The following is a 24,191-nucleotide window of genomic DNA, read 5'->3' as shown; positions in this document are numbered from 1 at the left end:
CCTATGGCGCTTACTAAAGCTGAAATGTCAGAACACCTGTTTGAGAAGCTTGGGCTTAGCAAACGGGACGCCAAAGACCTGGTGGAACTGTTCTTTGAAGAGGTCCGTCGGGCCCTTGAGAATGGCGAACAGGTAAAACTGTCGGGTTTTGGCAACTTTGATCTGCGTGACAAGAACCAACGTCCGGGGCGTAACCCGAAGACCGGCGAAGACATTCCGATTACGGCGCGCCGCGTGGTGACCTTCCGTCCGGGGCAGAAGCTGAAAAGCCGGGTAGAAAACGCCAGCCCGAAAGGGTGAGTGACGTGACATCAAAAAAGGCCGCTTGCGCGGCCTTTTTCTTTTCTGAGACAAAATTCAGTTTATTCCTAATCGATAAGACAAGACTTCATTGAGCCGTTAAGTCGGCACGGCGAAAATCATCTCCCTTAATTGCAGAATATTCTCATATCTTATTTCATGTAATGCGTGGCTTTTATTGCCCGCTTCAATAACGGCCGTAATAATGGCCAGGGCCGTCGCCGCGGTGGCCGCCGCCCCCGTGCGGGCCCCAGCAGCAGGCGCTAAGGGTTGAGGCGAGGGCGACCACGGCCAGCAGCATACCGATACGTTTAATCATCTTATTATCCTCCAGTGGGGATCCGTTTAATTATCATTGTCGCGCCGCTTAAGCGATGTCAGTTATTCGTTAAGCCTTGGCAGAGGCAATAATAATTAAAGGCGGCGGCAAACAGTGTCGGGATTGTGTAAGGCCGTCGAAAACGATCTGAAAATAGGCGCCGGTGAGATAGTCGCTAAATAAGCGCACTGATATAACCACTGCAGCAAGAAAAATAGAGTGAGAAGGCAAAATGAAAAAGATCCTGTTGCTGGTGTGTTTCCCGTTGTTGCTGCCGCTGGCGGCACAGGCCGATGTCTCCGTCGATATCAACGTGCCGGGCGTTTCCCTGCATTTGGGGGATCAGGACCGCCGTGGTTACTACTGGGATGGCTATGACTGGCGTCCTCCGCAGTGGTGGCATGCGCACCAGGGCCGCGGCCTGGGTGAGCGCAATGCGCGCGGTATGTACTGGGACGGCGGACGCTGGCAACCTTCGCCGCCGCGTGGCTATGCGCATCGTGAACCGGAACGCAGCGGCAATCCATTCCACGGCGATCGCGATAGTCGCGACCACGACCGCCGTCATGACGATCGCGGTGACCATGACCGCCGCGATGACGGCCGCGGCCAACCTTATCCGCCGGGCAACGCCGGCCCGCATCGTTAATCCCTGAGTTTATCGGCGGCTGGTTTTGCCATCATTGCTGCGATGACGGGCAAGGCCAGCCGCTGCTTTCCTGAGCCACGATCCACGCAAGACTTCCCCTTACGGCGTTAACCCCCTAATATTCGACTCAAACGTCAATTATCCGGCCACGACAGCGGCCGGCAGGGAACCGCCGCGCCATGCCAACCAGCCGTACCTTCACCTTACTGTTGCAACATCAACGCTACCGCGATAAACGCCAGCTCAGTCTGTTGGCGCTGGGCGTGGCGGTGGCGTTGCTGGTCAGCCTTTGCGCCGGCGACCAATGGATATGGCCGTCAGCGTGGTTCAGCGATCGAGCGCAACTGTTCGTTTGGCAACTGCGTTTGCCGCGCGCGCTGGCGGTGATGCTGGTCGGCGCCGCCCTGGCGGTGGCGGGCGCGGTGATGCAGGCGCTGTTTGAAAACCCGCTGGCGGAGCCAGGTCTGCTGGGCGTCGCTAACGGCGCCGGTGTCGCGTTGGTGCTGACGGTGTTGTTGGGGCACGGTTTGTTGCCGGTGGCGCTGATGAGCGCCGCCGCGATAGCCGGTGCGCTGGCGATGACCTTCTTGCTGCTGGGTTTCGCTCGCCGGCGACGTCTGACCAATGCAAGGCTGTTGCTGGTCGGCGTGGCGCTGGGCATCGTGTGCAGCGCGCTGATGACTTGGGCGGTCTATTTCAGCACCAGCCTCGATCTGCGACAGCTGATGTACTGGATGATGGGCGGTTTCGGCGGCGTCGACTGGCGCCAAAAGTGGCTGGTGCTGGCGCTGCTGCCGGTGTTGCTGTGGCTGTGTGGCCAGGGCCGAGCGCTCAATCTGATGGCGCTGGGCGAGGTGCAGGCGCGCCAGCTCGGGCTGTCGCTGCATTTGTGGCGTAACCTGCTGGTGCTGGCGATCGGCTGGCTGGTTGGCGTCAGCGTGGCGCTCGCCGGGGTGATCGGCTTCGTTGGGCTGGTGATCCCGCATATTTTGCGGCTCACTGGCCTGACAGACCAGCGCTATCTGCTGCCGGCCTGCGCGCTGGCGGGGGCCGGGGTGTTGCTGGTGGCCGATGTGATCGCTCGCGTTGCGCTGCTGGCGGCCGAGCTGCCGATCGGCGTGGTGACCGCCACGCTGGGGGCGCCGCTATTTATCTGGTTACTGACCCGGACAAAAGGCGTAAGGTAGTTTTCTTCATTCACCTGCCATTAAAAAACCACAGGATGACAACCGATGAGCAAGCCAATCGACAACCTGCCGTTACAAACCATCGAAAATCAGACGACCACGCTGGGTGCCTATCAGGACAAGGTGCTGCTGGTGGTCAACGTGGCCTCGGAGTGCGGCCTGACCAAGCAGTACGAAGGGCTGGAAGCGCTGTACGAAACCTATCGCGAACGAGGGCTGGAAGTCCTGGGGTTCCCGTCCAATGAATTCCTGGGCCAGGAGCCGGGCAGCAACGAAGAGATCCTGGCGTTTTGCCGCGGAACCTTCGGCGTGCAATTCCCCATGTTTGCCAAGATTGAGGTGAACGGCGAACACCGTCATCCGCTGTATCAAGCGTTGATTGCCGCACAGCCGGAGGCTGTCGCGCCGGAAGGCAGCGAGTTCCTGGCGCGGATGACCAGCAAGGGGCGTGCGCCGAAGCACCCCGGCGATATTCTGTGGAACTTCGAGAAATTCCTTATCGCGCGCGACGGCACGGTGATCCAGCGCTTCTCGCCTGACACCACACCTGAGGATCCGGCGCTGGTGGCGGCGGTGAAACAAGCGCTGGCAGGATAATACGGATGCTGCAACTCGTTGAGGTTGGGGTGGCGGGGCGCCTGGCGCCTTTTTCGGCACAGATTGACGGCGGGTTGCAGGTTCACCTGATCGGCCCAAATGGCGCAGGGAAGAGTACCCTGCTGGCGCGGGTGGCGGGCATGCTGCCAGGGCTGGGCGAAGTCTGCCTGGACGGACGCGCGTTAGCCGATTATCCGGGGAGCGAGCTGGCGCGCCGACGCGGTTATCTCAGCCAGCAACAGCCGCCGGTGTCGCTGATGCCGGTGTTTCAGTATTTGGCGTTGCACCGGCCTGCCGGCGCGGCGCAAACCGAAGTGGAGCACACCATCCTCTATCTGTGCCAGCGGTTGAAGCTGGTGGATAAACTGTCACGCATGCTGACACAGCTTTCCGGTGGCGAATGGCAACGGGTGCGGCTGGCGGCGGTATTGCTGCAGGTATGGCCCAGCGTCAACCCGCACAGCCGATTGTTGCTGCTGGATGAACCGACCAATAGCCTGGATGTGGCGCAAAAGGTCGCGCTGGATCGCCTGCTGCGCGAATTTTGCCAAAGTGGGCGAAGCGCGCTGGTGTGCGCGCACGATCTGAATCATACCCTGCAGCAGGCCGATCGGGTTTGGTTGTTGCAGGCTGGGCAGTTGGTCGCGCAGGGCATCACCCGTGAGGTGATGGCACCCGCACTGTTGTCGCAGATCTATGAAGTGGATTTCCACCTGCAATGGGTGGGGAACCAGCGTTGGATCATGACCCGCACGGCTTAATTCGTCCCGCGGCATAAATGTAAACGAAAACTAAACGTAGTGAATATAAATAGCCGGGTAATCATCGGCTATTATTGTGCTGCCTCTCATTTTCTCGTGAGTTTTCTTGAAAAACGCCAATGACGTGCTACGCTTGATTCGGCAAAAATAAAATAAGTAAATAATTATTAATAAATATAATTACTTGATTTACATAATAAAATTAAATTAATGATGACGGCGCCTATCCATCAGTTCTCCTACTGATGACAATCCTCGTCTTAAGGTTTAGTTAAGCTTGCGGCCTTACATTGGCAGTTAATCCACGGAAACGATTCTTCTCTGGCGTTTAATATTCGTTAAACGAAAGGGATTTACAGTGTCATCAAAAGCAGTTCGATACGTTTGGGGTTAACTATGGATCAATTTTTGCCTTTCTCTCGTCCGGCCATCGGCGACGAAGAAATCGCCGCGGTAGAGAAAGTGCTGCGTTCCGGCTGGATCACCACCGGGCCGCAAAACCAGCAACTGGAAAATGACTTCTGTTCCACTTTCGGCTGTAAGCACGCCATCGCCGTCAGTTCCGCCACGGCGGGCATGCACATCACGCTGATGGCGCTGGGCATCGGCCCCGGCGACGAAGTCATCACCCCTTCGCAAACCTGGGTTTCCACCCTCAACATGATTGAGCTGCTGGGCGCCACGCCGGTGATGATCGACGTTGACCGTGATACGCTGATGGTCAGCGCCGCCGATGTCGAGGCTGCCATCACCCCCAATACCAAAGCGATTGTTCCGGTGCATTATGCCGGTGCTCCCCTGCAGATGGATGCGTTGCGCGCCGTGGCCGAACGCCACCGCTTACCGCTGATCGAAGACGCCGCCCATGCGGTCGGCACGCGCTACAACGGCGAATGGGTCGGCGCACGCGGCACGGCGATTTTCTCTTTCCATGCGATTAAAAACGTGACCTGCGCCGAAGGCGGCCTGATAGCCACCGATGACGATGCGCTGGCGGATCGCCTGCGTTGTCTGAAGTTCCATGGTCTGGCCGTCGATGCCTTCGATCGCCAGCAGCTAGGCCGCAAACCGCAGGCCGAAGTGGTGGAGCCGGGTTACAAGTACAACCTGTCCGACATTCACGCGGCGATCGCCGTGGTGCAGCTGTCACGCTTCGCTGATCTGAACGCACGGCGTAAGGCGCTGGCACAGCGCTACCTGAGCGCGTTGGAAGGCTCGCCGTTCCAACCGTTGGGCGTGCCGGATTATCCGCATGACCACGCCTGGCACTTGTTCATGGTCCGCGTCGATCCGGCGCGTTGCGGCATCGATCGCGACCAGCTGATGGAGCGCCTGAAAGAGGTTGGCGTCGGCACCGGGCTGCATTTCCGCGCCGCGCACACCCAGAAATTCTACCGTGAGCGCTATCCACAGCTTTCTTTGCCGAATACCGAATGGAACTCGGCGCGGCTGTGCACCTTACCGCTATTCCCTGACATGACCGACGCCGACGTGGATCGCGTGGTCAATGCCTTGTCTTCTGTTGTGGAGTCTTTACGTGTCTCGCGTTGAACCGATTAAAAAAGTGTCGGTAGTCATCCCGGTATACAACGAGCAGGAAAGCCTGCCGGCGTTGCTGGAGCGTACTACTGCCGCCTGTAAGCAGTTATCTCAACCTTATGAAATCATCCTCGTCGACGATGGCAGCAGCGACAACTCCGCTGACATGCTGACCGCGGCGGCGGAAAAGCCGGACAGCCACGTGATCGCCGTTTTGCTGAACCGCAACTACGGCCAGCACTCGGCGATCATGGCCGGTTTCAACCAGGTGACCGGCGATCTGGTGATTACGCTGGACGCCGATCTGCAGAACCCGCCGGAGGAGATCCCTCGTTTGGTCAGCGTGGCGGAAGAGGGCTATGACGTGGTGGGCACCGTGCGCGCCAACCGTCAGGACTCCTGGTTCCGCAAAAGCGCCTCGCGCGTGATCAACATGATGATTCAACGCGCCACCGGCAAGTCGATGGGGGACTACGGCTGCATGCTGCGCGCCTACCGTCGTCATATCGTTGAGGCGATGCTGCACTGCCATGAGCGCAGCACCTTTATCCCGATTCTGGCGAACACCTTCGCCCGCCGCACGACCGAGATCGACGTGCGTCACGCCGAACGCGAGTTTGGCGACTCCAAGTACAGCCTGATGAAGCTGATCAACCTGATGTATGACCTGATCACCTGCCTGACCACCACGCCGCTGCGTTTGCTCAGCGTGGTCGGCAGCATCGTGGCGCTGTCCGGGTTTGTGCTGGCGCTGGTGCTGATTGCACTGCGTCTGCTGCTCGGCCCTGAATGGGCCGCCGGCGGCGTGTTCACCCTTTTCGCCGTCCTGTTCACCTTTATCGGCGCCCAGTTTGTCGGCATGGGGCTGTTGGGTGAATACATCGGCCGCATCTATACCGACGTGCGTGCGCGTCCTCGCTATTTTGTTCAGAAAGTGGTCGGTGCACAGCATGACCACAATACTCAGGAAGAAGAATGATGAAAGCTATTGTATTTGCTTACCATGATATTGGCTGCGCAGGTCTGAAAGCGCTGACTGAGGCGGGTTATGACGTGCAGGCCGTGTTCACGCACACCGACGACCCTGGTGAGAACAACTTCTTCTCCTCTGTGGCCCGTTTGGGCGCCGAATTGGATCTGCCGGTCTATGCGCCGGAAGACGTAAATCACCCGCTGTGGGTTGACCGCATTCGCGCACTGCAGCCGGACGTGATCTTCTCGTTCTATTACCGTCACATGCTGAGCGACGAGATCTTGTCGCTGGCGCCGCAGGGCGGTTTCAACCTGCACGGCTCGCTGCTGCCGCGTTACCGCGGCCGCGCGCCGGTGAACTGGGCGCTGGTGAATGGCGAAACCGAAACCGGCGCCACGCTGCACAAAATGGTGAAACGCCCGGACGCCGGCGACATCGTCGGTCAGCAGAAAGTGACCATCGCAGACAACGACACTGCGCTGACGCTGCACAAAAAAGTGCTGGAAGCCGCGCAGGTCGTGTTGAAAGAGCAACTGCCGAAACTGAAGAACGGCACCGCCACCTTCACCCGGCAGGATGAGTCTCAGGCCAGCTACTTCGGCCGTCGCACTGCGGCGGACGGCGAGATCCTGTGGCACAAATCCGCTAAAGAGATCAATAACCTGGTGCGCGCCGTCACGGAGCCGTACCCGGGCGCGTTCAGCTACCTCGGCCAGCGCAAACTGATTGTCTGGCGCTCTCGCGTGCTGGACACCCAACACGATAAACAGCCGGGCACCGTGCTGAGCACCTCGCCGCTGGTCATCGCCTGTGGCGAAGGCGCGCTGGAGATCGTCGCCGGTCAGAACGACAGCGGTCTGTACGTGCAGGGCAGCCGCCTGGCGCAGGAAATGGGCATCGTCACCGACGTGCGTTTGGCCGCCAAGCCGAACGCCGTAATGAAACGCCGCACCCGCGTGCTGATCCTCGGGGTTAACGGCTTCATCGGCAACCACCTGACCGAGCGCCTGCTGCGCGACGACCGCTACGACATCTACGGTCTGGATATCGGTTCTGACGCCATCAGCCGCTTCCTCGACAACCCGCGTTTCCACTTTGTGGAAGGCGACATCAGCATCCACTCCGAGTGGATCGAGTACCACATCAAGAAATGCGACGTGGTGCTGCCGCTGGTGGCGATCGCGACGCCGATCGAATACACCCGTAACCCGCTGCGCGTGTTCGAGCTGGACTTCGAAGAGAACCTGAAGATCGTTCGCGACTGCGTGAAATACAACAAGCGCATCATCTTCCCGTCCACCTCAGAAGTGTATGGCATGTGCGACGATAAAGAGTTCGACGAAGACCATTCGCGTCTGATCGTCGGGCCAATCAACAAGCAGCGCTGGATCTATTCGGTCTCCAAACAGCTGCTGGATCGGGTGATCTGGGCTTACGGCGCCAAAGAAGGCCTGAAGTTCACGCTGTTCCGTCCGTTCAACTGGATGGGGCCGCGTCTGGATAACCTGGACGCTGCGCGCATCGGTTCTTCCCGCGCCATCACTCAGCTGATCCTCAATCTGGTGGAAGGTTCGCCGATCAAACTGATGGACGGCGGCGCGCAGAAACGTTGCTTCACTGACATCAACGACGGCATCGAAGCGCTGTTCCGCATCATCGAGAACCGCGACGGCCTGTGCGACGGCCAGATCGTCAACATCGGCAACCCGACCAACGAAGCGAGCATTCGCGAGCTGGCGGAAATGCTGCTGGAAAGCTTCAACAACCACCCGTTGCGCGACCGCTTCCCGCCGTTTGCCGGCTTCAAGGACGTAGAGAGCAGCAGCTACTACGGCAAAGGTTACCAGGACGTCGAGCACCGCACGCCGAGCATCAAAAACGCTCACCGCTTGCTGGGCTGGCAGCCGACCATCGAGATGAAGCAAACCGTCGCCGATACGCTGGACTACTTCCTGCGCACTACCGTTCAGGAAGGGAACGGTGCATGAAGAAAGTCGGTCTGCGGGTTGATGTAGATACCTTCAGCGGCACCCGTGAAGGGGTGCCGCAGTTGCTGGACTTGTTCGAAAAGTACGACATTCAGGCCAGCTTCTTCTTCAGCGTGGGACCGGACAACATGGGGCGCCATCTTTGGCGCCTTTTGCGTCCGAAATTTCTGTGGAAAATGCTGCGTTCGAACGCCGCCTCGCTGTACGGCCTGGATATTCTGCTGGCCGGCACCGCCTGGCCGGGGCGCAATATTTCGCGCGCGTTGGGGCCGCTGATGAAGCGCACCGCCGAAGCCGGCCATGAAGTCGGGCTGCACGCCTGGGATCACCAGGGCTGGCAGGCCAAGGTCGGCAAGTGGAGCGAGGCGCAGCTGACCGAGCAGGTGCAGCGGGGCGTCGACGCCCTGAGCGCCTGCACCGGCCAGCCGGTGAAATGCTCCGCCGTGGCGGGCTGGCGCGCCGATACGCGCGTGCTGGAGGTCAAGCAGCGCTTCGGCTTCCATTACAACAGCGATTGCCGCGGCACCCATCCGTTTCGTCCGGTGCTGAGCGATGGGCGTCACGGTACGGTGCAGATCCCGGTCACGTTGCCGACCTTTGACGAAGTGATCGGCAGCGAAGTCAGCATGGCCGACTTCAACGACTACATTCTGCGCGCCATCGAGAACGATCGCGGCGTGCCGGTGTACACCATTCACACCGAAGTGGAAGGCATGTCGCAAGCGGCGATGTTCGAACAGTTATTGCAACGCGCACAGCGGCAGGGCATCGAATTCTGTCCGCTGAGCGCGCTGTTACCGCAAGATTTGGCGTCACTGCCGTTGGGCCGCATCAAGCGCGCTCCTTTCCCCGGCCGCGAAGGTTGGCTGGGCTGTCAAACCGATGTGAAGGACGTTACATGAAGGCGCTAAAAGGATCCTGGGCCATTCTGCTGGCCGTTTTTTTTGCTCTGGTTTACCTGATCCCGCTTAACGGCCGCCTGCTGTGGCAGCCGGATGAAACGCGTTATGCCGAGATCAGCCGTGAAATGCTGCAACGCGGCGATTGGGTGGTGCCGCATCTGCTGGGGCTGCGTTATTTCGAGAAGCCGGTAGCGGGTTACTGGTTCAATAACATCAGCCAGTGGCTGTTTGGCGAAAACAACTTTGCGGTGCGCTTCGGCTCGGTGTTCAGCACCGGTATGACCGCATTGCTGGTGTTCGCGCTGGCGATGCTGATGTGGCGCAATGCGCGCCGCGCCAGCCTGGCGATGTTGATGTTCCTGTCGATGGTGCTGGTGTTCAGCATCGGCACTTACAGCGTGTTGGATCCGATGATTTCGCTGTGGCTGGCGGCGGCGATGGTCAGCTATTACCTGACGCTGAAGGCCTCCTCGGTCAAGGGCAAGCTGGGCGCTTACGCATTGCTGGGCCTGGCCTGTGGCATGGGCTTTATGACCAAGGGCTTCCTGGCGCTGGCGGTGCCGGTGATCGCGGTGATCCCGATCGTCATTCAGCAACGCCGCATCAAGGATCTGCTGTGCTATGGCCCGGTGGCGATCGTGACCGCTACGCTGCTCAGCCTGCCGTGGGCGCTGGCTATCGCGCAACGCGAACCCGATTTCTGGAATTATTTCTTCTGGGTCGAACATATTCAGCGTTTCGCCGAAGATAATGCTCAACACAAGGCGCCGTTCTGGTATTACCTGCCGGTTCTGCTGGCGGCGGTGCTGCCTTGGCTGGCGCTGCTGCCCGGCGCGCTGCTCAAAGGTTGGCGCGAGCGCGTACAGCGTCCGGAGCTGTTCTTCCTGCTGAGCTGGGCGCTGATGCCGCTGATCTTCTTCAGCATCGCCAAAGGCAAGCTGCCGACCTACATTCTGCCGTGCATGGCGCCGCTGGCGCTGCTGATGACCGCCTATGCGGAAGACTATGCCGCCACGCTGCGCGCCAAGCTGTTCAAGGCCAATGCCTGGTTGAACGGCCTGTTCGGGCTGATTGGCATCGTGGCGCTGGTGGTGTTGAGCTCCGGTCTGCTGCCGAAAGCGCATCTGTTTACTCCCCAGGAGTGGCCGAAAGTGGTGCTCGGCCTGATCGCCTTCGGCGGCTGGCTGCTGTTCGCATTGGTTTCTGCGCGCGATAACGGCCGCCAATGGCGCTGGGCGGCGGCTTGCCCGGTGCTGCTGTGCCTGGTGATCGGTTACGCCATTCCGCAACAGGTGACCGATTCCAAACTGCCGCAAAACTTCGTCCGCGCCACGATGGCTGAACTGAGCGACAGCCGCTATGTGTTGAGCGACAGCGTCGGATTGGCGGCCGGCCTGGCCTGGGAACTGAAGCGCAGCGACGTGCTGATGTACAGCCAGAAAGGCGAGGTGGCCTATGGTCTTGAGTACCCGGACGCCAGGGGGCACCTGATCAGCGATGCCGACTTCCCGCAGTGGCTGGCGCAGGCGCGCAAGCAGGGCAATGTGTCGCTGGTGTTGCAGCTGTCCCGTGATGAAACGCTGCCGCAGGAGCTGCCGGTCGCAGACAAGGTGGATCGTATGAACCGCCTGGTGCTGATGTGGTATAAACAGCAACCATGATCGGTTTTTTGTTGGTGATAGTGGTCAGCCTGCTCACCTGTGGTGGGCAGCTGTGCCAGAAACAGGCGGCGCACTGTTGGGAACGGGCAGACGAGACGCGGCTGAAACAGACGCTGCGCTGGTTGGCGCTGGCGGTGTTGCTGTTGGGGCTGGGCATGGCGGTGTGGCTCAATGTGTTGCAACGCCTGCCGCTCAGCCTGGCTTACCCGATGCTCAGCCTGAACTTCGTGATGGTGACGCTGGCGGCGCGCTGGCTGTTTCATGAGCCGACGACCGTTCGCCACTGGTGCGGCGTGGCGTCGATTATGCTGGGGATCCTGCTGATGAGCGTGCATTCATGAAGGGCTATGCCTGGGGCGCCGCCAGCGTACTGCTGGTGACGCTGGCGCAGTTGCTGATGAAGTGGGGCATGGTGCAGATCCCGCTGATGTCGTTCGCCGACGTCTCGTTGGCGCTGATCGGCGACAACGGGTTGCCGCTGCTGGCGGTGGGCGGCGGCATCTTCGGTTATGCGCTGTCGATGCTGTGTTGGTTCTTTGCTCTGCGCCATCTGCCGTTAAACCGCGCTTATCCTCTGCTGAGCGTCAGCTATGCGCTGGTTTACCTGGCAGCGGTGATCCTGCCGTGGTTTAACGAGTCCGCTACGCTGCTGAAAACGTTGGGCACGCTGTTTATTCTGTTCGGCGTCTGGCTGATTAACAGCAAACCCGAGACAAAATCGCCGGAATAGCGCCAAAACCGGCGATCCCGCCATTATCTCCCTTATGGCGCTTGCCTTTTTCATCGTGCGGGAGATAAATTAACGCCAAATGGCGCTCTCCTTACGTGATGCCGACTTTGCCTCGCAGGCGGTGGTGTACCGGATGGCATAATGCGGCGACGTGTTCAATGAAGGGATATTATGCGGATGCGTGTGTGGTTTTTATTAGCCAGTTTGATCCTCGCCGGGTGTAGCAGCCATGCGCCGCCGCCCAGCGGCCGCCTGGCGGACTCTATCGTGGTGGTGGCCCAGCTCAACGAACAGTTGCGCCAGTGGTACGGCACGCCATACCGTTACGGTGGTCTGGATCGCGGCGGCGTAGATTGTTCCGGCTTTGTTTACCGCACGTTCCGCGATCGTTTCGACATGCAACTGCCGCGTTCGACCGAAGAACAGACCTCCCTGGGCACCAAGGTTTCACGCGATGAGCTGATGCCGGGCGATCTGGTGTTTTTCAAAACCGGCGGCGGTGAGAACGGCCTGCACGTCGGCATTTACGATACCAACGACCAATTTATCCACGCGTCGACCAGCCGCGGGGTGATCCGCTCCTCGCTCGATAACGTCTACTGGAAGCGGGTGTACTGGCAGGCGCGACGCATTTAGCCTTAACCCGTTGATTTGGTGTATCATGGCGGCATCTCGTGTTTTGAACGGTGCCTGCCATGAACAGCCTGCGTTTACTGATCTCCGACTCTTACGATCCCTGGTTCAACCTGGCGGTGGAAGAGTGCATCTTCCGCGAAATGACCACGCAAAAGATTCTCTTCCTGTGGCGCAATGCCGAAACGGTGGTGATTGGCCAGTCGCAAAACCCCTGGAAAGAGTGCAATACCCGGCGTATGGAGCAGGACGGCATTCGGTTGGCGCGGCGCAGCAGCGGCGGCGGGGCGGTATTTCACGATCTGGGCAATACCTGCTTCACCTTTATGGCCGGCAAACCGGGCTACGACAAGAGCGTCTCGACCGACATCATTCTGCAAGCGCTGCGGCAGTTGGGCGTCACAGCCGGCGCGTCGGGGCGCAACGATCTGGTGATGGAAACCGCCGACGGGCCGCGAAAAATATCCGGCTCGGCCTATCGAGAAACGCAGGATCGCGGTTTCCACCATGGCACGCTGCTGCTGAATGCCGATCTGGAACGGCTGGCGGACTACCTCAATCCGGATCCCAAAAAACTGCAGGCCAAGGGCATCACCTCGGTGCGTTCGCGCGTCGCCAATCTGGCGGAGTTTTTGCCGGGCATCAGCCATGAGCTGGTGTGTGAGGCGATCGTTCAGGCCTTCTTCGCCCACTATGGCGAGACGGCCGAGCCGGAGATCATTTCGCCGGATGTATTCCCCGAACTGCCCGATTTTGCCGCGCAGTTCGCCAAACAGAGCAGCTGGGAATGGAATTTTGGCAAGGCGCCGGCGTTCAGCCACTTGCTCAACGAGCGCTTTGTCTGGGGCGGCGTAGACCTGTTCTTCGATGTGGAGAAGGGGGCGATCGTTCGCGCGCAGGTATTCACCGACAGCCTGAATCCCGCCCCGCTGCAGCGGTTGGCGGAAATGCTGGTGGGCTGCGCGTATCGAAGCGAGCCCGTTGCCGCTTGCTGTGACCGACTGATGGCGGACTATCCTCAGCAGGCGGCCGAATTAGCCGAGCTGCGGCAATGGCTGAGCGAAACGATCCGCTAGCGCGCGCAGGCCAGGTGATGAAGGGATGAGCGTGCTCATCCCTTTTTTTATCGCTGAAATCGACGTTTTTCATGGCGGTAGCGCAGATTTTCTGAAAATCAAGGTGGGCATTTTTTTACGTTTTCAATGCCGCGAATAACGGGCGGAATTGATGCGTTATTAAATTTAATCAGTCGTCGTTAACGGCAGGAAAAATTGGCGTTAAGGAGGAAAGATTATTTTACTTTATTTAGGATTTTTCTTAAATAAAACAAAGGAGATAAGTCAAATTTAGCCATAAATCCATTCAACTTAAGTCAAATACCATTTCGCATAACGCGTTTGGCGCCCGCCATGGCATAAGTCCGGCTGCTTTTCTTTGCGCCTTTCACGATTGTCGTATAGCTTTAATCTATCAATTAAATGATATTTCATGGGTATTTACATTGATATTTCCGATTAATCCCAGAGGGATTGATCGATAAAATATATTGATATACGATGATACGCTAGCCATTCATCCTGTGGCATTAAAATGAACATCCAACTCGAAGCTGACTTTATTAGTAGCTATGTTTTTCAACCTGTTTACTCAATGGAGGGCGGGCTGTTGGCGGTGGAAATGTTGAGCCGTTTCAACAGTCTAGATGGTGATTTAGCCATGCCGGCCGAAATTGGGATTAATTTATTGGCGCCTGAACAAAGGATTGAGTTATTTAATGAGCAACTGAAACTTGCGGAGCAGCATGCGGCTTGGTTTACCGATAACAACGTGCAGTTGACCATCAATATCGAAGAAACCATCGTTGAGCTTATTCTTTCCGATTCGGCGTTGTGCCAAAGGATCGGGCAATATCCTTTTATTGCATTTGAAATCAGTGAGAGTTTTCCGAATCTTTCGGCCGGCAAGAACAACCCGAGCGTGCGGCGATTAAGCGAAATGTTTACGCTGTGGCTTGATGATTTCGGTTCCGGTAAGGCCACGTTGACTGCGTTGTACGACGGTTTGTTTGACTACGTGAAGATAGACAAACGTTTTTACTGGCAGTTGTTTACCCATCAGGGGTATGACGTGGTCATTGACTCGTTGTTAAAGAATATCAACCTGTTATGTAAAGGCGTGATCGTCGGAGGAATAGAGAAAAAAGAGTATTTTAATAAACTCAGATACGCCGGTGTTTTAGGCCTGCAAGGTTTTTTATGGCCCAGCGTTGGTGTGGATAATCTGCAGGCTTTGCTGACGATGCCCAGCGAGTTCAATAATTAAGAAGTGATATAAAAAACTACACCCTATGAGGTCAATAATGCGCGGAGTGAGGTTACCGTGATCCCGCCGTCGTTATTCACCTCGTTTTGGGCTGATAACCGCGTTTGTCCGCCAGCGTTAAACCGCGTTCCCCCCGCCAGGCGGAAGCGCCAAACTCCCTGCATCCGTCCTGACGGCAGGCGGATGCGTTCTCCCTGCATTCCTTCGGTGTTAATCCGCCCGTTCACGCTCTACACTACGCTGAAACGGAGGGCCTATGCCGCAGTTCGATAACGCTTACTACCAACAGTTACCTGGTTTCTACACCGCTCTGAATCCAACGCCGCTTAAGGATGCGCGCCTGCTGTACCATAGCGAGCCGCTGGCGCGTGAACTGGGGCTGGATGAAAGCTGGTTTACTCAGGATAAAACCCCGATTTGGGCGGGAGAAACGCTGCTGCCGGGCATGCAGCCGCTGGCGCAGGTGTACAGTGGCCACCAGTTCGGCGTGTGGGCCGGGCAACTGGGGGATGGCCGCGGCATTTTGCTGGGCGAACAGGTCATGGCGGACGGCAGCCACCGCGACTGGCACCTGAAGGGCGCCGGGCTGACGCCGTATTCGCGCATGGGTGATGGCCGCGCGGTGCTGCGTTCGGTGATCCGCGAGTTTCTGGCCTCTGAGGCGCTGCACCATCTGGGGATCCCCACCACCCGAGCGTTGACCATCGTCACCAGCCAACAACCGGTATATCGCGAGCAGCCGGAACGCGGCGCCATGCTGATGCGGGTGGCGGAAAGCCATGTGCGCTTCGGCCACTTCGAACACTTTTATTACCGTAAACAGCCGGAGCAAGTGCGGCAACTGGCGGATTTCGTCATCGCCCATCACTGGCCACAGCTGCAGGATCAGGCTGAGCGTTACCAGCTGTGGTTTACCGACGTGGTCGAACGCACGGCGCGTTTGATCGCCCATTGGCAAACCGTCGGTTTCGCCCACGGCGTGATGAACACCGACAATATGTCGATTCTCGGCATCACCATCGATTACGGCCCTTATGGCTTCCTGGACGACTACCAGCCCGGCTATATCTGCAACCACTCCGATCACCAGGGGCGTTACGCCTTCGACAATCAGCCGGCGGTGGCGCTGTGGAACCTGCATCGCCTGGCGCAAACCCTGTCTGGGTTGATGACCACCGAGCAACTGCAGCAGGCGCTGGCGGCGTATGAGCCGGCGCTGATGCGCGCCTACGGTGAACAGATGCGCGCCAAACTCGGCTTCTTCACGCCGACGGCGCAGGATAATGACGTGCTCACCGGTTTGTTGAGCCTGATGGCGCAGGAAGGGCGGGACTATACCCGCACGTTCCGCTTGTTGAGTGAGACCGAACAGCAGCAGGCGCAGTCGCCGCTGCGCGACGAGTTTATCGACCGTGCGGCGTTCGACGCCTGGTATCAGCAGTATCGTCAGCGTTTGCAACAGGAACAGGTCAGCGATGCGGAACGGCAACGGGCGATGAAGGCGGTGAACCCGCGCCTGATCCTGCGCAACTATCTGGCGCAGCAGGCGATTGAGGATGCAGAGAAAGACGACGTGGGCCGTTTGCAGCGGTTGCATCAGGCCCTGCTCAGGCCGTTCGACGAGGCGCCGGAGTATGACGATCTCGCCGCGCTGCCGCCGGACTGGGGCAAACATCTGGAGATTTCCTGTTCCAGCTGAGATGAAAAAGGGCGCCTCATGGCGCCCTTGATGTTATTGACGTAGATAGACCTGCGGCAGCGACGCTTCGGGATGATGCACCACGCCGAGATCGGCCTGATACCAGCGGGTGAGAATGTCGGCCTGCAGCACTTCCTGCGGCGTGCCGCTCGCCACCAGGCGGCCCTGATGCAACAGCAGGATCCGATCGGCGTACAGCGCGGCCAGATTGAGATCGTGCAGCACGCAGCAGACGCCCAGCGGCTGTTGGCGCGTCAGCGAGCGCAGCAGGCGCAGGGTGTGCTGCTGGTGATACAGGTCCAGCGCCGAGGTCGGCTCGTCGAGGAACAGCCAGGCGGGGGACGGTTGCGGCTGCCACAGCTGCGCCAACACCCGCGCCAGCTGCACCCGTTGTTGTTCGCCGCCGGAAAGCTGACGGTAGTCGCGCTGCGCCAGCGCCAGGCAGTCGGTTTGTTCCATCACCTGTTGGAGCGCCTGATGCTCGTCGCGTTTGCCGTGCGGCGCCCGCCCCATGCTGACCACTTCTTCCACGCTGAAGGGAAACGCCAGATCGCTGTACTGGCGCATCACGGCCCGGACTTTGGCCAACTGCTGCGGCGCCCAGTGTTCCAGCGGGCGGTCGAGCAGCCGGCATTCGCCGCAGTCCGGCGTCAGATAGCCGGTCAGCAAGCGCAACAGCGTCGATTTTCCGGCGCCGTTAGGGCCGATAATCGCCACCATCTCACCGCTGGCGAGGCTGAGTGAAACGTCGTTGATCAGGCGGCGCGTACCGAGGCTGTAGCGCAGCTCTCGGGCCGTCAGGCAGGCGGCGTTATCCACCGGTTCGCTCCCGCTGGCGCATCACCAGCCACAAGAAGTAAGGACCGCCGATCAGGCTGGTCATCAACCCCACCGGCATTTCGGCCGGCGCCACCAGCGTGCGCGCCAGCGTATCGCTGACCAGCAACAGGCAGGCGCCGCCCAGCGCGGAGCAGGGCAGCAGCCAGCGGTGATCGCCGCCGAGACGCATGCGCACCAGATGGGGCACCACCAGACCGACGAAACCGATCACGCCGCTCATCGCCACCGCCGCACCGATCAGCAGGGCGCTCAGCAACAGCAACTGCAGCTTGGCGCGCTGGACGTTCACCCCGAGATAGTGGGCCTCTTCATCCCCCAACTGCAACAGGTTCAGCCGGCGCGCCTGCAGTAGCGTCAGCAGCGCCGTAGGCAGGATCAGCGAGGCCGAAACCGCCAGCGTCGGCCACTGCGACTGGCTGAGGCTGCCCATCATCCACAGCGAGAACTGGCGCAGCTGTTGATCGCTGCTGACGTAGGAGAGCACGCCGATGGCCGCCATGCACAGGGCGTTGATGGCGATGCCCGCCAGCAGCAGCCGCGACAGATTGCCGTGCCCGCTGCGGCTGATGCCGTAGATCAACAACGATACCAGCAGGCTGCCGAGGAACGCCGCCAGCATATGGCCGTACAGCGCGATCGTCACCGGCAATGCCAGCGGCATCACGATGAACAGCGCGACAAACAGCGCGCCGCCGCTGCTGATACCCAGCAGGCTAGGATCCGCCAGCGGGTTGCGGAACAGTCCCTGCATCACGGCGCCGGATACCGCCAGCGCGCAGCCGATCACCACCGCCAGCAGCACGCGCGGCAGGCGGATGTTCAACCAGATGTGCCAGGCGGCGTCGCTGAAAGGTTCGCGCCACAGGGTGCGAAACGACAGCGTCAGCGCGCCCAGGTTGGCGGCGACCAGCGCCAGCAGCGTCAGCAGCACCAGCAGACCGATGATGGCCAACTGAGGCGAGGTGCGACAGCGCATTACTTTTGCTCCGCCGCGTGGCGCAGCTTGGCCAGCGCCGCCGGCGTTTCCAGACCGAAGCCCAGCAGCGCCATGTCATCGACGATCAGTACGCGGCGCTGCTTGCCTGCCGGCGTCAACGCCAGGCCCGGCAGCGTCCACAGCTGCTGTTCGCCGCCGAGGGTGCGCACGCCGTCGGTGGTGACCAGCAACAGATCCGGCGCGCTGGCGATGACGCCTTCCTGCGACAGCGGACGGTAGCGGTCAAAGCCCTGCATGGCGTTTTTCAGTCCGGCGGCGGCGATCACCGCGTCGGCGGCGGTGTGTTGCCCGGCGGCCATCGGCGTAATGCCGCCGTGGCTCATCACAAACAGCACCTTGACCGGCAGCGGAGAGGTGTCGACCGCCGCCAGCTGCTGTTGATAGCGCTCGCTCAGCTGTTTGCCTTGCTCAACGCGTTGCAGCGCGGCGGCGATCGTAGCGATTTTCTGCGGCACCGCCTGCAGGGTGGTGTCACCCGGCACGCTGACCACTTTGACGCCGCTGTCCGCCAGCTGTTTGAGCACCAGCGCCGGTTGCGCCAGCTCGGTCGTCAGCACCAGCGTCGGTTTGAGCGCCAAAATGCCTTCGGCATTCAGCTGGCGCATGTAGCCGACGTCCGGCAGCGTTTTCACCGCCGCCGGGTGCAAGCTGGTGCTGTCACGGGCGATCACGTCGTCGCCGGCGCCGAGCGCGAAGGCGATTTCCGTCACGTCGCCGCCGATCGAGACGATGCGCTGCGCCGCCGCCGCGGTGAGCGGCAGCGCCAGCGTCATCATCAGCGCCAGGCGGCGGATCAAGGAAGATTTCATGCGGCGATATCCTTGGCGGCGAGCGCGGCAACTTGCTCGCGCCACTGGGTTTGCTCCGGCTGGCCTTCGGTGCGTTGGCCATACAGCTGCGCGATCTGCGTGCCGTCGGCGGCGAACAGCTCCAGGCTGGTGACGATGCCGTCCTTGGTCGGTTTGCGGGTGATCCAGCTTTCGGCGATGGCGTCTTCGATCAGGTGCAGCGTGAAGCGGCGGTTGAACACGTTGATCCAGCCTTCCTGCGGCATCAAACGTTCGATCTGGCCGGTGAAGATCTGTACGCAGCCGCGGTTGCCGACGAATATCATGATCTCGTTTTGCTGCTGCTGCGCCGCTTCCAGCAGCTGCGACAGCGCGCTGTTGTCCACCTGATAGGCCAGATCGTCGCCGACGGCGCGGAACGCCTGCTGGCGCGTGAGTTTATTGCGGCTCAGCAGCTGGAAGAACTGGTGAACGTCGGTCATCGCGCGCCATTCAGCGTCGATTTTGGCATGATCTTGCGTTGTTTCATCAACGGTATTCGCCTCGACGGGCTGCAGCGTCAGCGCCGGGTTTTCTTCGCTCAGATGGCGTTCCACCAGCGCCATCCAGGCCGGCAGATCGGTTTCCTCGGTGGTGTAGACCTTGTGCAGCGCATCGCCCTGTTGGTCGAAGAACTGGATGCTGTGGCGCACGCCGCGTTTGTTGGTTTCGCTCATGGCGAAAACGCTGGTCCAGTGGTTGAGGAACAGGCGCAGATCCAGCTCGCGCGGGTTGAGGATCAGCCCGGCGTGGCCGTTGAGGTGCTGGTTGCGGTAGCGGCCCATCTGCTCATGCACCGCATAGCTGTTGCGGGTGATGGATTTGGTGACGCCCACTTGCTCAAGCTCGGTCAGCAGGGTGCGCGCGTCGGCCTGCAGGCGGCGGGCGTCGTGGCCGACGCGGGCGTGCGTCAGCTCCGCTTCGCTGACGCCAAGGATCGCCGCCAGATCGCGGGCGTATTTGCCGGGGTGATCGATTTTAGCCTGTTGGTAGCGTTCGTATAGGGTGTTGCTCATGCCGGATTCTCCTGCGCTGTAATGCGAACGGCGGACAATCGGGTTGTCCGCCAGATAGTCAAATGATTACCACTGGTAGCTGACCAGCAGTTTGGCGTTGCGGCCATCCTGCGGGACGCCCTGCGGCGAGTAATATTCTTTGTCGAAGGCGTTGCCCAGTACCACGGTGGTGGTCATGCCCTGCAGCCGATCGCGGCCCTTGTAGCTCAGATAGAAGTCGTTGACGCCATAGCCGGCTTGTTCGGCCGTGCCTGTCTCCACGCGCGTCGCGCGTTCGGCGAAGGTGGCGACCCAGCCGGCAGACAGACCGGTTTCGCCCAGCGGCACGTCCAGCGAGCTGGTGACGGTGTCCGGATTGATGCTGCTTAGCCAGTCACCGGTCGCTTCATTTTTGCCACGGGTGCGGTTGTAAGCCAAATCCCAGCCGAACCAGGGGGTTTTATAGCTGAGCGTAGCGTCCCATCCCCAGATTTTGGCGCGATCGACATTGGTCGAGAAGGTGGTGCAACTGATGCAGTAAGGGCCGCGCGGACCGCGTCCCAGTTCCATCGTGACATCGGTGGTGATGTAGTCCTTGGCTTTGGTATCGAAATAGCTGGCTTTGAACTGCAGGCTATCATCGGCCAGCATCAAGTCATCGAAACGCAGACCAAACCCGTACTCTTGGGTCTCGTTGGTTTCCGGCTTCAAATTCGGGTTAGGCACCCAATAGTTGGTGATGGTGGTTGGTCCCATTGGAATTGAGAAGTGCTTGGAGTCGTTGTACATCTCACCCATCGTCGGCGCGCGGAACGCCTGAGAATAGGAGCCGAACAGCATCAGCCAGTCGGTAGGCGTAATGCTGACTGCGCCGCGAGAGGACCATTTGTCCGCATCCACATCGGCATAGCCGTCGCTTGAGCCCTTGTAATTGTCATAGCGGGTGCCGGCGAGCAGGGTGACGGGCAGATCGCGCAGCGTGATTTCGTCCTGCAGCCAGCCTGAAGCGAAGTTGATTTTTGCGTGCGGGAAACTTTCGGTAGCGCCGCCCGGCGTTTGCTCCTGTTTGTAAGCCTCGGTGCCGTAGGTCAGCAGATGTGAAGCGAAAGTATCCGCAAACAGGCGCGTGCGGTTTTCGAGTTTGGCGCCTTTCGTGGTTTGTTTACGCGCTTCATCCTCGCTGCCATTGGCGTGAGCGTTAATTTTCACGTCTGAATAATACACTTTCGCTTCCGCATCCAGCCAATCCTGGCCGATCGGCTTCAGTTTGTAACTCAATGCCGCGTCGCGTTGAATCGTCGAACGATCGGTCATTAAGTTTCCACTGGAGCTGGCTGGGGTTTGCGGGTTTTTCGGCTCCTGGGCGCTGTTGTTGTAGTAGCGCAGGTTGCCGCTTAGCGACTGGCTATCGTCGATCTTCCAGGTGCCTTTAGCCAGCACGTTGCTGATGGTTTCGTCGTTAGGCGCATCGAAGCCGTTGCCCTGACGAAGATCGCCGACGTCGCGGGTGCCGAACGACAGCAGGCCGTCGAAGTTATCGGTCTTGCCGTAGGCGCTGGCGCCCATGCCCAGGCTGTGGTCGCCGCTGCCGGCGGTGCCGTAGACGCGGAACCCGCTATCCTGGCCCGGCAGCAGCAGATCGGCGGCATCGACGGTCTCATAAGACACTACGCCACCCAACGCGCCGCTGCCGTACAGCAACGCGGAGGGGCCGCGCACGATTTCAATGCGTTTCACTAACGCAGGATCCAAAAAAGTGCCGTTAATATGGCCGGTATCGGTCCCCTGGCGGATGCCGTCAACCAACGTCAGCACGCCGCGTCGGTCGTAACCGCGCATCATGAGATCCTGCCCATTGCTGCGCCCGGAACCCGTGACGGTAATGCCCGGCACGCGGCGCAGCATATCGGCGGCGGTGCCTGCAGTTTGGCTTTCCGGCGAGTTGCCTTCGATGACCGTGACCATCATCGGCGCTTCAAAGCTGCTGCGTTGGTTACCGGTGGCGACCACGGTCATAGTCTCGTCGGCGGCTTTGGCTTTTTTAGCCGGCGCCGCGTTGGAAGAGGGTGTTGTGCTGGTGTTTTGTGCCAAGGCCACCGTAGGCAGAGCGCAGGCAATCGCCAGACTCAACGCGGAAAAACGCAGCCGGGTGGAAAATGTCAGAGGCATGGTGCAACTCTCCGTATGTAATAAAACATATCAATAGATTTGCTGGCTGCCTGGATCAAACGATCGGGGTGGCTGGCGTTTGAGGGTTCTGTGGTTATTTGGTCAGGATCAATTTCCCGGCTTTGGTCTGCCGCAGCTGATAGCGCTGGCCCTGATGGGTAATGAACGCGATGCCGTCGGCGCCGAGCAGCTGTGCGCTGTCGTAGCTGGGCGGCGCGTTTGCGCTGTGCTCGGTCGGGGCCGTGGCGGCGGGGGTTGGCGTGTTGGCAGTATCCATCATCATTGTGCTTATAAAACAGATCATTAAATGGTAATTAATATCAAACTGAGAATCATTATCATGTGAAGGAAAGGTTACATCAAGGAAAATTTTCTTACCGATGGAACCTTTTTGTCGAACGGACATCCGGCGGCGGGCCGAGCGCACTCGGCCCGTAAAAAAGGGGCGTTATTTCAGCAGGGTTTCGATGCGGTCAAACAGGCGTTCGGGCTTGGTGATCGGCGCAAAGCGCGTCACGCGCTGGCCGTCGGCGGTGAGCAGGAACTTGGTGAAATTCCATTTGATGCGGCGGCTGCCCAGAATGCCGGGCGCCAGACGTTTCAGCTCATTGAACAGCGGGTGGGCGCCGGGGCCGTTAACGTCGATCTTGCTGAACAGCGGGAAACTGACGCCGTAGTTGAGGCTGCAAAAATTGGCGATCTCCAGCGGACTGCCCGGCTCCTGAGAACCAAACTGGTTGCAGGGGAAGCCGAGCACCATCAGGCCGCGCTCGCGATAGTATCGCCACAAATTTTCCAGCCCGCGGTATTGTGGGGTGAAGCCGCACTTGCTGGCGGTGTTGACCACCAGGTAAGCGCGCGCCGGGAAATCGCCCAGCGTTTTTTGCTCGCCCTGCAGCGTGACGCAGGGAATGGATAACAGAGAGTGAATCATGCCGGGGCTCCCAGTGCGTTTCGGCGGGTGCTAAAGCGTTGCAATCAGTATAGATGAGCGGGACAGAAGGGAGAAAGCCGGGGCGAGGCCCCGGTCTATGTTGCGTCAGAAACGGCTATCGACCGCATCCGCCAGCATCGCCAGCAACTGTTCGCTGTCGGACCAGCTCAGGCAAGGATCGGTGATCGACTGACCATAGGTCAACGGTTGGCCGGCGACGATCTTCTGCGTGCCTTCCACCAGGAAGCTTTCCGCCATCACGCCGGTGATGGCGGCAGAGCCGGCGCGGATCTGCTGGCAGACGTTGTCGGCCACTTCCAACTGGCGGCGGTGCATTTTCTGGCAGTTGCCGTGGCTGAAGTCGATCACCAGGTGCTCCGGCAGATCGAATTCACGCAGGCTGTCACAGGCGGCGGCGATATCGCTGGCGTGGTAGTTCGGCGTTTTGCCGCCGCGCATGATGATGTGGCCGTACGGGTTGCCGCTGGTCTGGTAGATGGTCATCTGGCCATGTTTGTCCGGCGACAGGAACATGTGCCCGGCGCGCGCCGCGCGAATGGCGTCGATGGCGATGCGGGTGTTGCCGTCGGTGCCGTTTTTGAAGCCGACCGGGCAGGAGAGCGCCGAGGCCATTTCACGGTGGATCTGGCTTTCGGTGGTGCGTGCGCCGATGGCGCCCCAGCTGATCAGATCGGCGATGTATTGGCCGACGACCATGTCCAGGAATTCGGTGGCGGTCGGCAGGCCGAGCTGGTTCACTTCCAGCAGCAGGCGGCGTGCCATTTCGATGCCGCGGTTGACCTGGAAGGTGCCATCCAGCGCCGGATCGGAGATCAGGCCTTTCCAGCCGACGACGGTGCGCGGTTTTTCGAAATAGGTGCGCATTACGATCTCCAGGCGATCCTGGTAGCGCTCGCGCAGGGCGTTCAGCCGGCCGGCGTAATCGACGGCGGCGTCGAGATCGTGGATCGAGCAGGGGCCGATCACCACCAGCAGGCGGCGGTCTTCACCGGTGAGGATTTTTTCAATGCGTTTACGTGACGCTGTCACATTATCGGCGATGGCCGCCGAGATCGGCAGCTTGTCCGCCAACGCTTGCGGCGTGACGAGGCTGTCGATGCGCGCGGTCCGCAGTTCATCTGTTTTGTGCATGTTGTTCCCTGGAAACT

At 59.8% G+C, this 24,191-nt stretch carries 25 protein-coding genes; 16 read left to right on the top strand and 9 right to left on the bottom strand.

Features of this window, described 5'->3' with window-relative positions; genetic code table 11:
* Nucleotides 1-3 precede the first annotated feature (3 nt).
* A complete protein-coding gene (gene ihfA, locus ACP39K_RS10480; protein ID WP_004931414.1) occupies nucleotides 4-300 on the top strand; it encodes an integration host factor subunit alpha in 297 nt (98 codons plus the stop codon).
* Nucleotides 301-487: 187 nt separating this feature from the next.
* Here the strand turns inward: ihfA and ACP39K_RS10475 are convergent, their stop codons facing one another.
* Nucleotides 488-619, bottom strand: a complete 132-nt coding sequence (locus ACP39K_RS10475; RefSeq protein WP_016927963.1) for a hypothetical protein — start codon at nucleotides 617-619, stop codon at nucleotides 488-490.
* Nucleotides 620-851: 232 nt separating this feature from the next.
* On the opposite strand from ACP39K_RS10475, the gene ACP39K_RS10470 reads away from it, so the two are divergent.
* The 15 genes from ACP39K_RS10470 (at nucleotide 852) to ACP39K_RS10400 (ending at nucleotide 16,260) form a co-directional block, all read left to right on the top strand.
* Nucleotides 852-1,268, top strand: a complete 417-nt coding sequence (locus ACP39K_RS10470) for a DUF2502 domain-containing protein (protein ID WP_016927962.1) — start codon at nucleotides 852-854, stop codon at nucleotides 1,266-1,268.
* Between the two features lie 179 nt (nucleotides 1,269-1,447).
* Nucleotides 1,448-2,455 carry a vitamin B12 ABC transporter permease BtuC gene (btuC, locus tag ACP39K_RS10465; RefSeq protein ID WP_089184528.1) on the top strand — a complete coding sequence of 336 codons (1,008 nt, stop codon included), beginning with the start codon at nucleotides 1,448-1,450 and terminating at the stop codon, nucleotides 2,453-2,455.
* A 45-nt stretch (nucleotides 2,456-2,500) separates the two neighbouring features.
* Nucleotides 2,501-3,052, top strand: a complete 552-nt coding sequence (locus ACP39K_RS10460) for a glutathione peroxidase (protein WP_273832736.1) — start codon at nucleotides 2,501-2,503, stop codon at nucleotides 3,050-3,052.
* Between the two features lie 5 nt (nucleotides 3,053-3,057).
* Nucleotides 3,058-3,813, top strand: a complete 756-nt coding sequence (gene btuD / locus ACP39K_RS10455; RefSeq protein ID WP_089184529.1) for a vitamin B12 ABC transporter ATP-binding protein BtuD — start codon at nucleotides 3,058-3,060, stop codon at nucleotides 3,811-3,813.
* A 396-nt stretch (nucleotides 3,814-4,209) separates the two neighbouring features.
* Nucleotides 4,210-5,364, top strand: coding sequence for a UDP-4-amino-4-deoxy-L-arabinose aminotransferase (arnB, locus tag ACP39K_RS10450; RefSeq protein WP_048796587.1), 1,155 nt, complete (start codon nucleotides 4,210-4,212; stop codon nucleotides 5,362-5,364).
* Nucleotides 5,351-6,331 carry an undecaprenyl-phosphate 4-deoxy-4-formamido-L-arabinose transferase gene (arnC, locus tag ACP39K_RS10445; RefSeq protein WP_015377702.1) on the top strand — a complete coding sequence of 327 codons (981 nt, stop codon included), beginning with the start codon at nucleotides 5,351-5,353 and terminating at the stop codon, nucleotides 6,329-6,331. Before arnB ends, arnC begins: the two co-directional genes overlap by 14 nt.
* On the top strand, nucleotides 6,331-8,313 hold the full coding sequence (gene arnA / locus ACP39K_RS10440) for a bifunctional UDP-4-amino-4-deoxy-L-arabinose formyltransferase/UDP-glucuronic acid oxidase ArnA (RefSeq protein ID WP_033641428.1): 1,983 nt from the start codon (nucleotides 6,331-6,333) through the stop codon (nucleotides 8,311-8,313). The genes arnC and arnA overlap by 1 nt, the downstream gene beginning before the upstream one ends.
* The gene (gene arnD / locus ACP39K_RS10435; protein WP_016927957.1) at nucleotides 8,310-9,215 is read left to right on the top strand and encodes a 4-deoxy-4-formamido-L-arabinose-phosphoundecaprenol deformylase; all 906 of its coding nucleotides are present in this window, start codon (nucleotides 8,310-8,312) and stop codon (nucleotides 9,213-9,215) included. Before arnA ends, arnD begins: the two co-directional genes overlap by 4 nt.
* On the top strand, nucleotides 9,212-10,876 hold the full coding sequence (arnT, locus tag ACP39K_RS10430; protein ID WP_033640507.1) for a lipid IV(A) 4-amino-4-deoxy-L-arabinosyltransferase: 1,665 nt from the start codon (nucleotides 9,212-9,214) through the stop codon (nucleotides 10,874-10,876). Before arnD ends, arnT begins: the two co-directional genes overlap by 4 nt.
* The gene (gene arnE, locus ACP39K_RS10425) at nucleotides 10,873-11,217 is read left to right on the top strand and encodes a 4-amino-4-deoxy-L-arabinose-phosphoundecaprenol flippase subunit ArnE (protein WP_033640506.1); all 345 of its coding nucleotides are present in this window, start codon (nucleotides 10,873-10,875) and stop codon (nucleotides 11,215-11,217) included. Before arnT ends, arnE begins: the two co-directional genes overlap by 4 nt.
* Complete coding sequence (arnF, locus tag ACP39K_RS10420; protein WP_016927955.1) at nucleotides 11,214-11,606, top strand: 4-amino-4-deoxy-L-arabinose-phosphoundecaprenol flippase subunit ArnF; 393 nt, start codon at nucleotides 11,214-11,216, stop codon at nucleotides 11,604-11,606. Before arnE ends, arnF begins: the two co-directional genes overlap by 4 nt.
* Before the next feature lie 171 nt (nucleotides 11,607-11,777).
* Entirely contained in the window at nucleotides 11,778-12,242 is a 465-nt protein-coding gene (locus tag ACP39K_RS10415; RefSeq protein ID WP_016927954.1) for an NlpC/P60 family protein, read from the top strand.
* 59 nt (nucleotides 12,243-12,301) lie between these two features.
* Entirely contained in the window at nucleotides 12,302-13,315 is a 1,014-nt protein-coding gene (lplA, locus tag ACP39K_RS10410) for a lipoate--protein ligase (protein WP_033640505.1), read from the top strand.
* Between the two features lie 514 nt (nucleotides 13,316-13,829).
* On the top strand, nucleotides 13,830-14,561 hold the full coding sequence (locus tag ACP39K_RS10405; RefSeq protein ID WP_497008471.1) for an EAL domain-containing protein: 732 nt from the start codon (nucleotides 13,830-13,832) through the stop codon (nucleotides 14,559-14,561).
* A 256-nt stretch (nucleotides 14,562-14,817) separates the two neighbouring features.
* Nucleotides 14,818-16,260: a protein adenylyltransferase SelO gene (locus ACP39K_RS10400; protein ID WP_115115856.1), complete on the top strand. Its 1,443-nt coding sequence runs from the start codon at nucleotides 14,818-14,820 to the stop codon at nucleotides 16,258-16,260.
* A gap of 33 nt (nucleotides 16,261-16,293) precedes the next feature.
* Here ACP39K_RS10400 and ACP39K_RS10395 read toward each other — a convergent pair whose 3' ends face one another.
* The 8 genes from ACP39K_RS10395 to ACP39K_RS10360 form a co-directional block, all read right to left on the bottom strand.
* Nucleotides 16,294-17,079, bottom strand: a complete 786-nt coding sequence (locus tag ACP39K_RS10395; RefSeq protein ID WP_016927949.1) for a heme ABC transporter ATP-binding protein — start codon at nucleotides 17,077-17,079, stop codon at nucleotides 16,294-16,296.
* On the bottom strand, nucleotides 17,072-18,076 hold the full coding sequence (locus ACP39K_RS10390; protein ID WP_016927948.1) for a FecCD family ABC transporter permease: 1,005 nt from the start codon (nucleotides 18,074-18,076) through the stop codon (nucleotides 17,072-17,074). Before ACP39K_RS10390 ends, ACP39K_RS10395 begins: the two co-directional genes overlap by 8 nt.
* Nucleotides 18,076-18,906 (bottom strand): heme/hemin ABC transporter substrate-binding protein, encoded by an 831-nt coding sequence (locus ACP39K_RS10385; RefSeq protein WP_097102156.1) that lies wholly within the window; start codon nucleotides 18,904-18,906, stop codon nucleotides 18,076-18,078. The genes ACP39K_RS10390 and ACP39K_RS10385 overlap by 1 nt, the downstream gene beginning before the upstream one ends.
* Nucleotides 18,903-19,940 (bottom strand): hemin-degrading factor, encoded by a 1,038-nt coding sequence (locus ACP39K_RS10380; protein WP_049300239.1) that lies wholly within the window; start codon nucleotides 19,938-19,940, stop codon nucleotides 18,903-18,905. The genes ACP39K_RS10385 and ACP39K_RS10380 overlap by 4 nt, the downstream gene beginning before the upstream one ends.
* Before the next feature lie 66 nt (nucleotides 19,941-20,006).
* Nucleotides 20,007-22,088 (bottom strand): TonB-dependent hemoglobin/transferrin/lactoferrin family receptor, encoded by a 2,082-nt coding sequence (locus ACP39K_RS10375; RefSeq protein WP_115115855.1) that lies wholly within the window; start codon nucleotides 22,086-22,088, stop codon nucleotides 20,007-20,009.
* A gap of 94 nt (nucleotides 22,089-22,182) precedes the next feature.
* Nucleotides 22,183-22,365 (bottom strand): hemin uptake protein HemP, encoded by a 183-nt coding sequence (hemP, locus tag ACP39K_RS10370; RefSeq protein ID WP_086579728.1) that lies wholly within the window; start codon nucleotides 22,363-22,365, stop codon nucleotides 22,183-22,185.
* Between the two features lie 171 nt (nucleotides 22,366-22,536).
* On the bottom strand, nucleotides 22,537-23,022 hold the full coding sequence (locus tag ACP39K_RS10365) for a glutathione peroxidase (protein WP_015377714.1): 486 nt from the start codon (nucleotides 23,020-23,022) through the stop codon (nucleotides 22,537-22,539).
* Between the two features lie 105 nt (nucleotides 23,023-23,127).
* On the bottom strand, nucleotides 23,128-24,174 hold the full coding sequence (locus ACP39K_RS10360) for a 3-deoxy-7-phosphoheptulonate synthase (RefSeq protein WP_015377715.1): 1,047 nt from the start codon (nucleotides 24,172-24,174) through the stop codon (nucleotides 23,128-23,130).
* Nucleotides 24,175-24,191 lie beyond the last annotated feature (17 nt).

This window comes from Serratia sp. EC4, from assembly GCF_059652115.1.
This window is presented reverse-complemented; position numbering and strand designations above follow the sequence as displayed.

Bases quoted from the DNA above. Each gene is read 5' to 3' on its own strand.
- ihfA (WP_004931414.1), top strand. From the start codon at position 4: ATGGCGCTTACTAAAGCTGAAATGTCAGAACACCTGTTTGAGAAGCTT.
- ACP39K_RS10475 (WP_016927963.1), bottom strand. From the start codon at position 619: ATGATTAAACGTATCGGTATGCTGCTGGCCGTGGTCGCCCTCGCCTCA.
- ACP39K_RS10470 (WP_016927962.1), top strand. From the start codon at position 852: ATGAAAAAGATCCTGTTGCTGGTGTGTTTCCCGTTGTTGCTGCCGCTG.
- btuC (WP_089184528.1), top strand. From the start codon at position 1,448: ATGCCAACCAGCCGTACCTTCACCTTACTGTTGCAACATCAACGCTAC.
- ACP39K_RS10460 (WP_273832736.1), top strand. From the start codon at position 2,501: ATGAGCAAGCCAATCGACAACCTGCCGTTACAAACCATCGAAAATCAG.
- btuD (WP_089184529.1), top strand. From the start codon at position 3,058: ATGCTGCAACTCGTTGAGGTTGGGGTGGCGGGGCGCCTGGCGCCTTTT.
- arnB (WP_048796587.1), top strand. From the start codon at position 4,210: ATGGATCAATTTTTGCCTTTCTCTCGTCCGGCCATCGGCGACGAAGAA.
- arnA (WP_033641428.1), top strand. From the start codon at position 6,331: ATGAAAGCTATTGTATTTGCTTACCATGATATTGGCTGCGCAGGTCTG.
- arnD (WP_016927957.1), top strand. From the start codon at position 8,310: ATGAAGAAAGTCGGTCTGCGGGTTGATGTAGATACCTTCAGCGGCACC.
- arnT (WP_033640507.1), top strand. From the start codon at position 9,212: ATGAAGGCGCTAAAAGGATCCTGGGCCATTCTGCTGGCCGTTTTTTTT.
- arnE (WP_033640506.1), top strand. From the start codon at position 10,873: ATGATCGGTTTTTTGTTGGTGATAGTGGTCAGCCTGCTCACCTGTGGT.
- arnF (WP_016927955.1), top strand. From the start codon at position 11,214: ATGAAGGGCTATGCCTGGGGCGCCGCCAGCGTACTGCTGGTGACGCTG.
- ACP39K_RS10415 (WP_016927954.1), top strand. From the start codon at position 11,778: ATGCGGATGCGTGTGTGGTTTTTATTAGCCAGTTTGATCCTCGCCGGG.
- lplA (WP_033640505.1), top strand. From the start codon at position 12,302: ATGAACAGCCTGCGTTTACTGATCTCCGACTCTTACGATCCCTGGTTC.
- ACP39K_RS10405 (WP_497008471.1), top strand. From the start codon at position 13,830: ATGAACATCCAACTCGAAGCTGACTTTATTAGTAGCTATGTTTTTCAA.
- ACP39K_RS10400 (WP_115115856.1), top strand. From the start codon at position 14,818: ATGCCGCAGTTCGATAACGCTTACTACCAACAGTTACCTGGTTTCTAC.
- ACP39K_RS10390 (WP_016927948.1), bottom strand. From the start codon at position 18,076: ATGCGCTGTCGCACCTCGCCTCAGTTGGCCATCATCGGTCTGCTGGTG.
- ACP39K_RS10385 (WP_097102156.1), bottom strand. From the start codon at position 18,906: ATGAAATCTTCCTTGATCCGCCGCCTGGCGCTGATGATGACGCTGGCG.
- ACP39K_RS10380 (WP_049300239.1), bottom strand. From the start codon at position 19,940: ATGAGCAACACCCTATACGAACGCTACCAACAGGCTAAAATCGATCAC.
- ACP39K_RS10375 (WP_115115855.1), bottom strand. From the start codon at position 22,088: ATGCCTCTGACATTTTCCACCCGGCTGCGTTTTTCCGCGTTGAGTCTG.
- hemP (WP_086579728.1), bottom strand. From the start codon at position 22,365: ATGGATACTGCCAACACGCCAACCCCCGCCGCCACGGCCCCGACCGAG.
- ACP39K_RS10365 (WP_015377714.1), bottom strand. From the start codon at position 23,022: ATGATTCACTCTCTGTTATCCATTCCCTGCGTCACGCTGCAGGGCGAG.
- ACP39K_RS10360 (WP_015377715.1), bottom strand. From the start codon at position 24,174: ATGCACAAAACAGATGAACTGCGGACCGCGCGCATCGACAGCCTCGTC.